This window comes from Kaistella rhinocerotis (assembly GCF_030243905.1).
GTDB lineage: Bacteria > Bacteroidota > Bacteroidia > Flavobacteriales > Weeksellaceae > Kaistella > Kaistella rhinocerotis.
On the sequence record NZ_JASSYY010000003.1, the window covers coordinates 365149 to 379522 of the forward strand.

20 protein-coding genes are annotated in these 14374 nt (G+C 41.0%); 1 reads left to right on the forward strand and 19 read right to left on the reverse strand.

Annotation, left to right across the window (positions count from 1 at the left end):
* Positions 1-2: 2 nt before the first annotated feature.
* The 19 genes from rplE to QEP06_RS11410 all read right to left on the reverse strand — a co-directional run bounded on the left by rplE (position 3) and on the right by QEP06_RS11410 (position 12627).
* Positions 3-554, reverse strand: a complete 552-nt coding sequence (gene rplE, locus QEP06_RS11320) for a 50S ribosomal protein L5 (RefSeq protein ID WP_251834027.1) — start codon at positions 552-554, stop codon at positions 3-5.
* 10 nt (positions 555-564) lie between these two features.
* Entirely contained in the window at positions 565-891 is a 327-nt protein-coding gene (gene rplX, locus QEP06_RS11325) for a 50S ribosomal protein L24 (RefSeq protein ID WP_285270335.1), read from the reverse strand.
* A 17-nt stretch (positions 892-908) separates the two neighbouring features.
* Entirely contained in the window at positions 909-1277 is a 369-nt protein-coding gene (rplN, locus tag QEP06_RS11330) for a 50S ribosomal protein L14 (RefSeq protein ID WP_251834029.1), read from the reverse strand.
* A complete protein-coding gene (rpsQ, locus tag QEP06_RS11335) occupies positions 1277-1534 on the reverse strand; it encodes a 30S ribosomal protein S17 (RefSeq protein WP_088263399.1) in 258 nt (85 codons plus the stop codon). Before rpsQ ends, rplN begins: the two co-directional genes overlap by 1 nt.
* A 12-nt stretch (positions 1535-1546) precedes the next feature.
* Entirely contained in the window at positions 1547-1735 is a 189-nt protein-coding gene (rpmC, locus tag QEP06_RS11340) for a 50S ribosomal protein L29 (RefSeq protein WP_251834030.1), read from the reverse strand.
* Positions 1736-1747: 12 nt separating this feature from the next.
* A complete protein-coding gene (gene rplP / locus QEP06_RS11345; protein WP_015806740.1) occupies positions 1748-2173 on the reverse strand; it encodes a 50S ribosomal protein L16 in 426 nt (141 codons plus the stop codon).
* Positions 2174-2266: 93 nt separating this feature from the next.
* A complete protein-coding gene (rpsC, locus tag QEP06_RS11350; protein ID WP_251834031.1) occupies positions 2267-3022 on the reverse strand; it encodes a 30S ribosomal protein S3 in 756 nt (251 codons plus the stop codon).
* 7 nt (positions 3023-3029) lie between these two features.
* Positions 3030-3431 (reverse strand): 50S ribosomal protein L22, encoded by a 402-nt coding sequence (gene rplV / locus QEP06_RS11355; RefSeq protein WP_251834032.1) that lies wholly within the window; start codon positions 3429-3431, stop codon positions 3030-3032.
* Positions 3432-3433: 2 nt separating this feature from the next.
* Positions 3434-3712, reverse strand: coding sequence for a 30S ribosomal protein S19 (rpsS, locus tag QEP06_RS11360; protein ID WP_088358800.1), 279 nt, complete (start codon positions 3710-3712; stop codon positions 3434-3436).
* Positions 3713-3714: 2 nt separating this feature from the next.
* On the reverse strand, positions 3715-4536 hold the full coding sequence (rplB, locus tag QEP06_RS11365) for a 50S ribosomal protein L2 (RefSeq protein WP_251834033.1): 822 nt from the start codon (positions 4534-4536) through the stop codon (positions 3715-3717).
* Between the two features lie 86 nt (positions 4537-4622).
* A complete protein-coding gene (gene rplW / locus QEP06_RS11370; protein ID WP_251834034.1) occupies positions 4623-4910 on the reverse strand; it encodes a 50S ribosomal protein L23 in 288 nt (95 codons plus the stop codon).
* A gap of 3 nt (positions 4911-4913) precedes the next feature.
* Positions 4914-5543, reverse strand: coding sequence for a 50S ribosomal protein L4 (gene rplD, locus QEP06_RS11375; protein ID WP_251834035.1), 630 nt, complete (start codon positions 5541-5543; stop codon positions 4914-4916).
* The gene (gene rplC, locus QEP06_RS11380; protein WP_251834036.1) at positions 5534-6160 is read right to left on the reverse strand and encodes a 50S ribosomal protein L3; all 627 of its coding nucleotides are present in this window, start codon (positions 6158-6160) and stop codon (positions 5534-5536) included. The genes rplD and rplC overlap by 10 nt, the downstream gene beginning before the upstream one ends.
* A 254-nt stretch (positions 6161-6414) precedes the next feature.
* A complete protein-coding gene (locus QEP06_RS11385) occupies positions 6415-7263 on the reverse strand; it encodes a GLPGLI family protein (RefSeq protein ID WP_285270336.1) in 849 nt (282 codons plus the stop codon).
* Between the two features lie 297 nt (positions 7264-7560).
* Complete coding sequence (gene rpsJ / locus QEP06_RS11390; protein WP_015806753.1) at positions 7561-7866, reverse strand: 30S ribosomal protein S10; 306 nt, start codon at positions 7864-7866, stop codon at positions 7561-7563.
* Between the two features lie 19 nt (positions 7867-7885).
* The gene (fusA, locus tag QEP06_RS11395) at positions 7886-10003 is read right to left on the reverse strand and encodes an elongation factor G (protein WP_251834038.1); all 2118 of its coding nucleotides are present in this window, start codon (positions 10001-10003) and stop codon (positions 7886-7888) included.
* A 6-nt stretch (positions 10004-10009) separates the two neighbouring features.
* Positions 10010-10486, reverse strand: coding sequence for a 30S ribosomal protein S7 (gene rpsG, locus QEP06_RS11400; protein WP_122027051.1), 477 nt, complete (start codon positions 10484-10486; stop codon positions 10010-10012).
* 26 nt (positions 10487-10512) lie between these two features.
* Positions 10513-10926 carry a 30S ribosomal protein S12 gene (rpsL, locus tag QEP06_RS11405; RefSeq protein WP_031503575.1) on the reverse strand — a complete coding sequence of 138 codons (414 nt, stop codon included), beginning with the start codon at positions 10924-10926 and terminating at the stop codon, positions 10513-10515.
* Between the two features lie 90 nt (positions 10927-11016).
* Positions 11017-12627 (reverse strand): ArnT family glycosyltransferase, encoded by a 1611-nt coding sequence (locus tag QEP06_RS11410; RefSeq protein WP_285270337.1) that lies wholly within the window; start codon positions 12625-12627, stop codon positions 11017-11019.
* Positions 12628-12701: 74 nt separating this feature from the next.
* Between QEP06_RS11410 and QEP06_RS11415 the strand changes: the two genes are divergently transcribed.
* Positions 12702-14330 carry a leucine-rich repeat domain-containing protein gene (locus QEP06_RS11415; protein WP_285270338.1) on the forward strand — a complete coding sequence of 543 codons (1629 nt, stop codon included), beginning with the start codon at positions 12702-12704 and terminating at the stop codon, positions 14328-14330.
* The last annotated feature ends 44 nt before the right edge of the window (positions 14331-14374 follow it).

The window sequence follows — 14374 nt, forward strand, 5'->3', positions numbered from 1 at the left end:
TTTTAGTTCTTTTTAAAAGGCATACCAAAATGCGTTAATAATGCTTTTGCTTCTTTGTCGGTTTTTGCTGTAGTAACGAAAGTAATGTCCATCCCCTGGATTTTTTTCACTTTGTCGATTACGATCTCAGGGAAAATAATCTGCTCAGTGATTCCCAGGTTGTAATTTCCTCTTCCGTCAAAACCTTCTGCCTTAATACCAGAGAAATCTCTGATTCGTGGTAAAGCTGAGGAAGTAAGTCTGTCTAAGAACTCATACATCTTATCAGCTCTAAGAGTAACTCTTGCTCCTACCGGCATACCTTTTCTAAGTTTGAAAGCTGCCTCATCTTTCTTAGAGATAGTACCAACAGCTTTTTGGCCAGTGATTGCGGTAAGTTCTTCTACTGCATAATCCACAATTTTCTTGTCAGCAGTAGCTGCACCCAAACCTTGTGAAATAACGATCTTCTCTAATTTAGGTACCTGCATCACAGATTTGTACCCAAATTCTTCCATCATTGCCGGAACGATCTTCTCTTTATAGTTTTTCTTTGGTCTTACTGTATATTCCATCGTTGTTTATTTATAAAGTTTCACCGGTTGACTTAGCCACTCTCACTTTCTTATCACCTTCTACTTTGCTTCCAGTTTTGGTAGCTTTACCATTTTTGTCAACAAGCATTACGTTGGAAATATGGATCGATGCTTCTTTCTCTACAATTCCGCCCTGTGGGTTACCGGCTGAAGGTTTAGTATGTTTTTTAACGATATTCAAACCTGCAACGATCACTCTGGCGTCTTTGCCTTCTTTACGGATCACTTCAATAACTTCACCAGTCTTACCTTTAATTTCTTTCTTGCCGGTAGTGATGATTACGTTATCTCCTCTTTTGATTTTTAACTTTGTCATTTTTGTAAATTTTAAAATTAAAGTACTTCAGGAGCTAATGAAATGACTTTCATGTATTCTTTATCTCTCAGTTCACGGGCAACAGGTCCGAAAACACGTGTTCCTCTCATTTCGCCGGTTGCGTTCAGAAGTACGCAAGCATTGTCGTCGAACTTGATGTATGAACCATCTTTTCTTCTTACTGCTTTTTTCGTTCTTACTACAACAGCTTTGGAAACTGTTCCTTTCTTTGCGTTACCCTGTGGTGTAGAATCTTTGATAGTAACTACGATTTTATCACCAACTGAAGCATATCTTCTTCTGGTTCCTCCCAGAACTCTGATAACCAGTACTTCTTTGGCACCTGTGTTATCAGCAACTTTTAATCTTGATTCGGTTTGTAACATTACTTAGCTTTTTCAATGATTCTTACTAATCTCCATCTCTTACTTTTACTTAAAGGTCTTGTTTCAGTAATCAATACTGTATCGCCTTCAGTACACTCATTGTTCTCGTCATGAGCGGTATATTTTTTCGTCTTAAGGACGAATTTACCGTACATTGGGTGTTTTACTCTGGTAGTTTCACTTACAACAATGGTCTTTTCCATTTTATTGCTGGAAACAATTCCGATTCTTTCTTTTCTTAGATTTCTATCCATGATAAAATGAAATTCTTATTGTTGTTTTAGTGTTAGTTCAGTTTCCAGTCTTGCGATTGTCTTTCTCATATCACGGATCTGGATAGGATTTTCAATCGGGCTGATAGCGTGGGCTAATTTCATTTTGTTAAAATCTGCCTTTACTTCAGTCAATTTGTTCTGAATATCCTCAGCGCTTAGATTTTTGATGTCAGCTTTTTTCATTTCTTTAAAAAATTATTGAGGTTGAACAAAATCGTTAGCGACTACAAACTTGGTAACTACCGGTAACTTCTGTGCAGCAAGACGCAATGCTTCTTTTGCTACTTCATAAGGAACCCCTCCAACTTCGAACATTATCTTACCTGGCTTCACTACAGATACCCAATATTCCACAGCACCTTTACCTTTACCCATACGTACTTCGGCTGGTTTCTTGGTAATAGGCTTATCCGGGAAGATTTTGATCCATAGCTGACCTTCTCTTTTCATATATCTTGTAGCAGCAATACGCGCTGCTTCAATTTGTCTTGCAGTGATCCAAGCACCTTCTGTTGCTTTGATCCCAAAAGTTCCGTAAGCGAGTTGGTTCCCTCTTTGGGCCACTCCCTTCATCTTCATCTTGTGAACTTTACGGAATTTGGTTCTTCTTGGTTGTAACATTGTCTTAAATTTTAGATTTTAGATTTCAGATTTTAGATTTCAGATTTTAAAAAAGTAACGGTGATTTAAAATTCAAAATTTATATCTAAAATTTTAGTTGTTGTTGTTTCTTCTTGGTCTTCTGTCGCCACCTCTGTCTCCTCTGTCATTACGATCATTTCTGTCGCCTCTTCCTGAAGGTGCTCCTTTTTTCTGTTGTCCTACAAGTGGGCTAAGGTCTCTTTTACCATATACCTCACCTTTCATGATCCAAACTTTTACACCAAGTTTACCGTACTGTGTAAGTGCTTCACCGATATGATAATCGATATCTGCACGGAAAGTTGACAATGGGATTCTTCCGTCTTTGAAAGACTCACTTCTTGCCATCTCAGCTCCGTTCAAACGACCGCTGATCATTACTTTGATTCCTTCTGCACCCATTCTCATGGTAGACTGAATTGCCATTTTCACAGCTCTTCTGTAGGAAATACGGTTTTCTATCTGTTTTGCGATGCTGTCTGCAACCAATACTGCGTCAAGCTCTGGTCTTTTGATTTCGAAAATGTTGATCTGGATGTCTTTATCAGTGATCTTTTTCAACTCTTCTTTCAGTTTGTCAACCTCCTGGCCGCCTTTCCCGATGATAAGTCCCGGTCTTGCAGTAGTGATTGTCACTGTAACTAATTTCAGGGTTCTTTCAATATAGATTCTTGAAATACCACCTTTAGATAATCTTGCTTCAAGGTATCTTCTGATCTTGTAGTCTTCAGCGATTCTGTCGCCGTAGTTTTTACCACCAAACCAGTTCGAATCCCATCCTCTGATGATACCTAATCTGTTACCAATTGGATTTGTCTTCTGTCCCATACCTTGATTATTTGTTGTCTTTAGTACCTAAAATTAGCGTGATGTGGTTTGATCTTTTGCGGATTCTGTGACCTCTACCCTGTGGTGCCGGTCTCAGTCTTTTCAGCTGTCTTGCGCTGTCCACGAAAACTTCTTTCACGATCAGGTTAGCTTCTTCGATATCTGCACCTTCATTTTTGGTCTGCCAGTTGGCCATTGCAGAAAGAAGTACTTTTTCCAACTTGTTTGAAGCGTCTTTCTTAGAGTACTTCAGGATGGATAAAGCTTTTTCTACCTCTACACCACGGATGATATCAGCTACCAATCTCATTTTTCTCGGAGAAGACGGGCAATCATTATGTAACGATTTTGCCACATCCTGGTTTGCTATTTTACGTGCTAATGCACTTTCTCTTTTTCTTGATCCCATGATTATCTACCTCCTTTATTTTTGTTACCACCGTGACCTCTGAAAGATCTTGTCGGAGAAAATTCGCCTAACTTGTGACCTACCATGTTTTCAGTAACATATACCGGGATAAAAGATTTACCGTTGTGCACTGCGATGGTTTGTCCTACGAAGTCCGGGGAGATCATTGATGCTCTGGACCAAGTTTTAATTACTGTCTTTTTATTGGCTTCTATATTTGCCTGAACCTTCTTATCTAAAGTATGATGAATGAAAGGTCCTTTCTTAAGTGATCTTGCCATGATTATTTTCTTTTAGATACGATAAATCGGTTAGACGCTTTGTTTTTCTTTCTTGTTTTGTAACCTTTCGATGGCATACCGTTTCTAGATCTTGGGTGACCACCAGATGAACGTCCTTCACCACCTCCCATTGGGTGATCTACTGGGTTCATTACTACCGGTCTTGTTCTAGGTCTTCTGCCTAACCATCTGCTTCTACCTGCTTTACCAGAAACTGTAAGCTGGTGATCGCCGTTAGATACAGATCCAATCATAGCCATACACTCAGTAAGGATCATTCTTGATTCTCCTGAAGGCAATTTCACGATTGCATATTTACCGTCTCTTGAAGTTAACTGAGCTGAAGATCCTGCGCTTCTTGCCATTACCGCACCCTGACCTGGACGAAGCTCGATGCAAGATACTACAGTACCCAATGGGATGTTCTTCAACTTCATTGCGTTCCCTACATTAGGTTCCGCTGTTTCCGCAGAGATTACTTTCTGGTCTACTTTGATACCGTTCGGAGCGATGATGTATCTCTTCTCTCCGTCTGCGTACTCTAAAAGTGCGATGAAAGCAGTTCTGTTCGGATCATATTCTACAGATTTTACCGTTGCCTCAACATCGAATTTATTTCTCTTGAAGTCGATAATTCTGTATTTTTGTTTGTGTCCACCTCCGGTGTAACGCATGGTCATTTTACCAGTATTGTTACGACCACCTGACTTACTAATACCAACTGTTAGAGACTTCTCTGGTTTGTTGGTAGTAATTTCCTCAAAGTTATTTACAACTCTGAATCTCTGTCCCGGGGTGATAGGTTTTAATTTTCTAACAGACATTACTATTGATTATAATTATTAAATTGCTTTAAGCTGTATGCGGGAAAGCCGGGAAGCTCTTTGCAAAGCTTAAGCTTATGCTTTATTTATACTGCGAAGATATCGATCACTTCACCTTCTGCAAGGGAAACAACGGCTTTCTTCAATTTGTTGGTCTTACCAATCTGCAAGCCTTTCTTGGTGTGCTTAGCTGAAACTTTCGGAGCGTAAATCATGGTTCTTACGTCTGCCACTTTCACACCGTAAGCAGCTTCTACCGCCTTCTTGATCTGGATTTTATTCGCCTTCGTGTCTACGAAGAAAGAATAAGCGCCTCTCAAATCCGTAAGGTAGTTTGCTTTTTCTGAAATGATAGGTTTAATGATAATAGACATGATTTATTTTCTTAAGTTTTCCTGAAATTTTTCGATAGCACCTTCCAAAAATACAATCTCACCTGCGTGTACCAAATCATAAGAGCTGATCTCGTTGTAAGTCAACACCTTAGTCTTAGGCAAGTTACGTGATGATAAGTATACATTTTTGTTAGCTTCAGGCAAAATATACAGAGATTTTTTACCTTCGAAACCTAATGCATTGTTCAAGTTGATAAATTCTTTAGTCTTAGGCGCATCGAAGTTGATCGCGTCCAGAACTTTGATAGAATTATCTCTCATTTTCTGAGAAAGAACAGACTTCTTAGCCAGTCTCTTCAAAGCTTTGTTCAGTTTGAATCTGTAGTCTCTTGGTTTTGGACCAAAAACTCTACCTCCACCTTTGAAAGTTGGGGACTTGATGTCACCATATCTCGCAGATCCGGATCCTTTCTGTTTTTTAAGCTTTCTCGTAGAAGCTGTAATCTCGCTTCTTTCTTTAGATTTATGTGTCCCCTGACGCTGAGCGGCAAGATATTGCTTCACTTCTAAGTAAACCGCATGCTGGTTAGGCTCAATGCCGAAGATTGCTTCGTCTAGCTCAACTGTTCTTCCGGTTTCTTTTCCTGATGTATTAAATACTGTTAGTTCCATTTTCTGATAATTACATAAGAATTTTTCGCTCCCGGAACAGCACCTTTTACTACTAAAAGATTTTGCTCTTGATCTACTTTTAACACCTGAAGGTTTTGTACAGTAACCTGCTTACCACCCATTCTACCTGCCATACGCATCCCTTTGAATACTCTTGACGGGTCTGATCCTGCACCGATGGAACCTGGGGCTCTCAATCTGTTGTGCTGACCATGGGTTGCCTGCATTACCCCACCGAAGTTGTGTCTTTTCACAACCCCCTGGAAACCTTTACCTTTTGAAGTTCCTGTTACGTCTACATATTCGCCTTCTGCGAACAGATCAACTTTCACTTCATCTCCTACGCTTAATTTGTCTACGAATTCATGATAGAATTCTACCAATTTAGCTTTAGGAGCAGAACCAGCCTTTTTGAAATGGCCGGCTAACGCTTTACCAACGTTCTTTTCACTCTTGTCATCGAAACCAAGCTGAGCAGATTTGTACCCATCTTTTTCTAAGGTTCTGACCTGTAAAACCGAGCAAGGACCAGCCTGAATAACGGTGCACGGCATATTTTTGCCGTTCTCGTCGAACAGGGAAGTCATCCCGATTTTTTTACCAATAATACCTGACATTATTTATATATATTATATGTGTTCTCTGTATTCAACACAGGGCGAGGTGATTTCTACGTTTGAAATAGGCATACTTCTTCCCTAAATTGAGTGTGCAAATGTATGAAGATTTTCTGAAATGACAAACACTGTGGCAAAAATATTTTGAAAATCAGCACAGTATGAAAATACCTCAGAAAAATCCTGAGGTACTGCTATCAATCTTTACGAAATCTGAAATTCCGTCCGCTTTCACGCGCCATTTTGGAGCATAATCACTTAGGTTGCGGGTAACGGATTGCCTTACTGAGCTCTATCGGATTATTCTCCCGCCGCATCCTTGCCTGCGCATCATCCGACATGGTTTTGAACTGGTCCAGACTGATCACCTGCGTGCCGCCATACATAAACTTCGCGCTTGGATCGGTATTGTTTTTAAAGGCCTCCTTAAACTGCCGCAGGGGATCATTGTACTGCTCCAGTTGCTTGGCTACCCAGACTTTTTCGCTAATTGCCAAAGGCTTCTTGCCGGCAAACGACTCCAGAAAGCCTGAAGTATCATAGGTGTCTTTGAACTTCTGACTTTTAACCAGTGAAAACCTAAACTGATCACGGTCATCATACAACTCAAAGATAAGTCCGGGCAAACCACGGAATTTATACGGACCTTCGGGCACTACAACATCCTTGCTAAACCAGGCCGTCCAGTTTCTGCCGCCAAATTTGGTTGTGGCTTTTTGCAAGGTATAGTCGGCCGATCTCTTTGTCTCTTCAGTAAGCCGCCAGATGACCGGATCTGCTGTGGTAATACTGAAATAATCGCCGCTGAAAAAATAACTTACGTTCTCGTTCGAGTTTCGTTTGCGCGAGAGCGTGGGAACACTGTCATCCCAAATGATATTCTTATAGTCGCGCACTTTGTTCAGGGAATCGTTTTCGGCATACATGTACGGATAGAATTTCACGTCCTGTGTGTTTACATCCAGCACCATATTCTCTTCGCGGAACTCTTTTGCCAGAGAATCGCTTTTAAACTGAAATGCGTAAATGAATCTGTGCGTTTGTGCTGTAGCCAAGAAAGAAAATGTGAGCAATATGGGAATAAGCAGTTTGAATGGTTTCATGGTTTTAAATTTTAGAATAAAGTTATTTAAAATCCATAAATAATTTCACCTACTTACGAAAAGAAGAGATACCTGACTTTTAGCCCCGATTGCAACGGAAATCCTTTTTTGGGCGCGGCTGGCGCCGCGCCCAAAAAAGATTGCAGTGAAAAGCGGGACGGGATTTCGCAAACAGCAAATATCTTGTTGCTCCTAAGCCAAAAAAAATCCCTCTTCTTTCGAAAAGGGATTTCTATCATAGCAAAGTGGCTTCTGGCTGATAGCTAATAGCGATTGGCTAAAAGCAAGCCGCCAAAATCACACTTTAATTTCTACATCAACTCCTGAAGGAAGCTCTAATTTCATCAGGGCATCTACAGTTTTAGAAGATGAAGAGTAGATATCCATCAGTCTCTTGTGAGCTGAAAGCTGGAACTGCTCTCTTGCCTTCTTGTTTACGTGAGGTGAACGAAGAACTGTGAAGATTCTTTTGTTCGTTGGCAAAGGAATCGGGCCGTTTACTACCGCACCGGTTGCTTTTACCGTTCTTACGATTTTCTCAGCAGACTTGTCTACTAAACTGTAATCGTAAGATTTTAATTTTATTCTGATTCTTTGTGACATTTTAATTTAGATTTAAAGATTACCCTCTTGATTTTTCGATTACAGATTCAGCAACGTTAGAAGGAGCTGCTTCGTATTTCTCGAATTCCATAGAAGATGTAGCTCTACCAGAAGAAAGTGTTCTAAGTGTAGTTACATATCCGAACATCTCTGAAAGTGGAACGAATCCTTTAATTACTTTCGCGTTGTTTCTATCGTCCATACCGTTGATGGTTCCTCTACGTTTGTTAAGGTCACCTACGATATCTCCCATGTATTCTTCCGGCGTTACCACTTCGATTTTCATGATAGGTTCCATGATCACCGGCTTGGCTTTCTTACCAGCTTCCTTGAAGCCCATCTTAGCAGCAAGTTCGAATGAAAGTGCATCTGAATCCACCGGGTGGAAAGATCCGTCTTTCAATGTCACTTTGATACCTTCGATTTCGAAACCTGCCAAAGGACCGTTCTTCATCGCTTCTTTGAAACCTTTTTCTACAGCTGGAATAAATTCTTTCGGAATGTTACCACCTTTGATCTCATTGATGAATTCAAGACCTGGCTTGTTGTCATCAGCCGGAGCCAATTCGAACACGATATCAGCAAATTTACCACGTCCACCTGATTGTTTTTTGTAAACTTCTCTGTGGTTTGCAGACATTGTAAGGTTTTCTTTGTACTCTACCTGAGGTTGTCCCTGGTTTACTTCAACCTTGAACTCTCTTCTCATACGGTCAACAATGATGTCGAGGTGAAGTTCACCCATACCTGAGATGATGGTCTGTCCTGAAGCTTCGTCAGTCTTAACCTGGAAAGTAGGATCTTCTTCAGCCAATTTAGCCAAAGCGTTACCCATTTTATCCTGGTCAGCTTTCGTCTTAGGCTCTACCGCGATACCGATTACGGGATCCGGGAAAACCATAGATTCAAGTACGATTGGGTGTTTTTCGTCACAAAGTGTATCACCAGTCTTGATAGACTTAAATCCAACAGCTGCACCGATATCTCCAGCCTCGATATATTCGATAGGCTCTTGCTTGTTCGCATGCATCTGGAAGATACGTGAGATTCTTTCTTTGCTGTTTGATCTTGTGTTCAATACATAAGAACCTGCATCAAGTCTTCCTGAGTAAGCTCTGAAGAATGCAAGTCTACCTACGAAAGGATCGGTTGCAATCTTAAATGCCAACGCCGCGAAAGGCTCAGCCACTGATGGCTTTCTAGAGATAGGCTCGTCTGTCCTTGGGTCTGTTCCGTCGATGGCCTCCTTATCCATTGGTGAAGGAAGGTAACGGCAAACAGCGTCAAGCATGAACTGTACACCTTTATTTTTGAATGATGAACCACAAGTCATTGGGATGATGCTCATATCCAATGTTGCAGCTCTAAGTGCCGCGTGAATTTCTTCTTCAGTGATGGAATTTTCGTCTTCCATGAATTTCTCAAGAAGGTTCTCATCGTACGCAGCGATCTCTTCGATCAACTGAGCTCTGAACTGCTTCACTTCGTCAGCCATGTTAGCCGGGATTTCCACAATATCAAAAGTAGAACCGTGGTTCTCATCATGCCATACAATAGCACGGTTTTTCACCAAGTCTACAACTCCTTTGAAGTCTGCTTCATCACCAATTGGCAATACGATTGGAACTGCATTGGATCCAAGCATTTCTTTCACCTGCTTACAAACGTTCAGGAAGTCAGCTCCCTGACGGTCCATCTTGTTTACAAAGCCCATACGTGCAACTTTATAGTTGTCCGCAAGTCTCCAGTTGGTTTCAGACTGAGGTTCTACCCCGTCTACCGCAGAGAAAAGGAATACAAGACCATCCAGTACACGAAGAGAACGGTTTACCTCTACGGTAAAGTCAACGTGTCCCGGTGTATCGATGATGTTGAAGTGATAGTTTTTCGCATCCGGAAGTGCTTTACCTTGCTCGGTAGGGAATTTCCAGTCTACAGTTACTGCTGCAGATGTAATGGTAATCCCTCTTTCAGCTTCCTGCTCCATCCAGTCAGTTGTAGCACCGCCTTCGTGAGTTTCACCGATTTTGTGGTTTTTTCCGGAATAAAATAAAATTCTTTCTGTCGTGGTGGTTTTCCCTGCATCAATGTGAGCAGCGATACCAATATTTCTTGTAAGGGTAAGATCTCTTGCCATTTCAGATTAGAATTTAAAGTGTGAAAATGCTTTGTTTGCTTCAGCCATTCTGTGAGTGTCTGTTTTCTTTTTGTAAGCAGCACCTTCTTCTTTTGCAGCAGCGATAACTTCAGCAGCCAATTTCTGAGCCATTGATTTATCGTTTCTAGCTTTAGAATATTTGATTAACCACTTCATCGCCATAGAGATTTTTCTGTCAGCACGAATTGGCATTGGGATCTGGAAGTTTGCACCACCGATTCTGCGTGAACGTACTTCTACGTGTGGCATTACGTTGGTAAGGGCATCTTTCCAGATTTCAAGAGAAGTTTTTTCGTTCTCTCCTTTTTTGCTTTCTACGATATCTAATGCATCATAGAAAATTTTGAATGCGATTGACTTCTTACCGTCAAGCATCAGGTTATTTACGAATCTTGTTACCAGCTGATCATTAAACTTAGGATCCGGTAACAACGGTCTTTTTTTCGCTTTCGTCTTTCTCATTGTTTCGTTTCTTTAAAATTTAATGATTACTTTTTCTTGCCTTTAGCAGGTGCTGCAGCTGCCTGACCTGGTTTTGGTCTCTTAGCTCCGTACTTGGATCTTCTCTGAGTTCTTCCGTTTACTCCTGCGGTATCCAAAGCTCCACGAACAATGTGATAACGTACTCCCGGTAGGTCTTTCACCCTTCCTCCGCGTACCAATACTATCGAGTGCTCTTGAAGATTGTGTCCTTCGCCCGGGATATAAGCGTTGACTTCTTTCCCGTTAGAAAGTCTTACCCTTGCAACTTTTCTAAGTGCAGAGTTAGGTTTCTTCGGGGTGGTAGTATATACTCTTGTACATACACCTCGTCTTTGTGGACAGGAATCAAGTGCAGCCGATTTACTCTTCTTGGTAAGTGCGACTCTTCCTTTTCTAACTAATTGTTGAATAGTAGGCATTTAATTGCTTTTTATTTTAGGGTGCAAAAGTAGGGAATAATTTTAAACCTGCAAACACTGATTTATAATTATTTATGCAATATATGCCACTTATTTTGTCACTTTATTCAATAACTCCTGTTTAACGTTCGGATTCCTATCAAATTCCATCAGGTTTTTCCTCAGCGATGCTTCTTCTTCGGACCTTAATGCGTAAAAGACAATGCGTTGCCGCGCGGGCCCATAAGGTTCGGGGATTTTCCAAGTTGCTACCGGGATCCATTCATCGGGCACACCGCCGGGAAACCATTCAGGGTAGATCACTGCTACCTTAAATTTGTTTTTTGCTGCGTATTCCACGATGAATTTTTTGTTTTTAAATGCATTTTCTTCTGCAGAAAGATGTTTATTCCGTACGATTTCCTCTGCAATATCGGTGCTTCCAAGCCCCACAATATCCAGCAACTGCACACCACTGAAGTACGAAATGGCGCCTATGTCATTGGCCACTATTTTTTCTCCTTTATAATATTTACCCAAAAATCTCGACATTTCCACCTGCTGGCTGTTTATACCTTTACTCATATAGGTTAACGGCAAATGATGATAGCCAAAACGATATATAGATATAAGTACAATTGCAGTAATACTACCCAGCGTCAGTATTTTTAAAAGGCTTTTGTTCAGTTCTGTTTTCCTGTATTTTTCATGCAAATGTGTGATAATTGGGATACAAATCAGCAGCAGTGAAATCATTAAATAATTCTCATACCGATACATCAGCACCGCGAATAACGCATGCAGAACACTTGTAAGAACCACCACGATGAGCAGCGTTTCGTTTAACAGATTTTTTAATCGCGCTGCGCGGTATTTTTCAAAAAGATAAACCGCTATAATCACTAATGGAAAGAAGAGACATTTATAGAAGCTGACATTAAGTAAAATTCCGTTTTCGAATAGTTGCCACATGCTCATGAAAATATGGTCTTCGGCCGGATAACTCCCTTTTACCATCACCGAATTCGGAAAAAAGAAACCCCCGTTTTGCACAGAAATAATTCCGAAAACCACGATGGCAATAAACCCTGCAACCAAAATCAATGTTCCCTTTAAATAATTTTTCCTCAGAAAAAGCGCGAATGCCAGTGAAACAGTAAAGAACATACTTTCGAACCTGACCATCGACAGAAAAAAAGTTACGGTAAGCAGCAGCAAGAAATCTTTGCATCTAAAATCTGACTTTACATTCCGGCGAATGAAATACACAGCCAAAACCATCAGAAACATCTGTATCGTATGCTCCATCCCGATCAAAACCATGACATATACCAATGGAAAGAACAAAATTAATGCAGCAGCCCACTTCAGTTCCGCAGAACCGTAGAAATCTTTGTAATATCTGTAAACCGAATAGACCGTGAGATATCCGAATACAACATTCAGCAATAACGGATAATATTCCCAGTCTCCGAACAGCCTGATGAGACCCGCAAGCAGCAGCGTATATAATATAGATGACGAAGCACTGTCGAACCCAGAAATATTCACGCTCCAAACGCCGAGTTCAGCGAAATTTCTGGCCAAAGCCAAGTGGATATAAACATCATCAATCGGGTAAATATACCGTTGTCCCGGTGGCAGTTGCGCCCAACTCAAAAAAAAATAAAACCCGGTGATTGCCGTAAAACACAGCATTAGTATATATAAATACTTCGTCATTAGGCAAATATGCAAATTTCCGTCATTGAAATCAACTTATGTTTATATTTGCAATCTTACAAAACACGAATCCGGTGAAGAAAATTTTACTCCTTTTATTCTTTTCTCAGCTCTTTTTTGCCCAAAAATACAGTATCTCATTTGCCGAACGAACCGCGCTGGTAAACATCTACAACAGCACTTCCGGCTCAGGATGGAGCCAAACCTGGGACCTTGAAAAAGACCCGCGTTACTGGTACGGCATCAAAATCCGCAATGGAAACGTGATTGAGATCAACCTTCGCGGTAACGCACTGAAAGGCGCTTTTCCCATTTACTTCAGCACGTTTTCCAAGCTGGAACGGCTCGATTTGAGTTCAAACCAACTCACCGGCGAAGTTTCTAATTCTATTTCCGGGCTGGCTAATCTGACACGTCTTGATATCAGCAATAACCGCCTCACCGGCGATCCTTCTGCGGCCGTTACTCCACTTTTGAATCTTACCGAAATTTCTTTGGGCAACAATTTCTTTGTCTTTAATGATGTCGGCAGTTTTATTGAAAATTTTAAGAAGCTGGAAATCCTGGATCTCTCCGCGATTGGCCTCACGGCAGTTCCCTCCAAAATCACTGCACTGACAGTTTTAAAATCATTAAATCTCAGCAGCAACAGTATTTCGCAGAACTTTTCAGCGTTGTCTACATTAAGTAATGTCACAGAACTGAATCTTTCAGGCAACAAACTCACCAGAATTCCCACGGAAATTTCCACTTTGCCGCTTACATCACTGGATGTTTCCGCGAATCTCTTCAGTTCAAATTATGCCACCACGCTTACATCCCTGAAAAGTCTTGAGTGGCTTTCACTCTCCAATAACGAGATTGAAACCTTCCCGGCCGAATTGGCGCAGCTTACGAATCTCATCCATCTTAATCTCTCTTCCAATAAACTTTCCGGTGGTTTTGCATCGTTGGCACCATTAAAAAAACTTACCCAACTCTATCTGGACTACAACCTTATCGAGGGAACTTTCCCGGCGGTTTTGCTCCAAAATAAAAGCCTGCAGATGCTTTCCCTTATCGGAAATCAGCTTTCCGGCACTATTCCGGACGGAATTCCTGCACTTACATTCCTTGAAAACAACAGATTCAGCAAGCAGGAAATCAAAGATTTTGTTTTAAAGGAAAATCCAGTGACAGATTTCACCTATTCGCCTCAGCGGTACGACGAAGCTCAAACTCTGGCCGCGCCACTTGGAGGAAGCGCGTCTATTCCGCAATCGCTTTCAGGTCCTGAATATCAGTTTTCGTGGTATAAGAATTTAGAAGAAAAAACGCCACAAACCACGCAAAGCTATTTTATCAGTAAAACAGAAGAATCAGATTATACGAAGTACACTTGCGAGGCATACTTTTTTGAAAAACTGCCAAAGGAAATTCTCGAAATTTCTTTCTTCCGCGAGCCGGTCACCCTTGTGAAACAGCTTGCAACAGAGGAAGTACTGAAGGACCTCATCATCTACCCAAATCCTACCAGCGATTATCTGAACATCAAAACCAGCCAGATACATATCGAAAACATCTATATTTTCGACCTCAGCGGCAAGCTACTCCTCACTACAAAATCGAAACAGATTGATGTACGGGCGCTGCCGTCAGCAACTTACGTAATCTCCATAAAAACTGCGGACGCACTGAAATCATTTAAATTCATCAAACACTAACGCAGTTATTTGCATTTAGCAGAAAAGGCACAGCTTTTGAACGA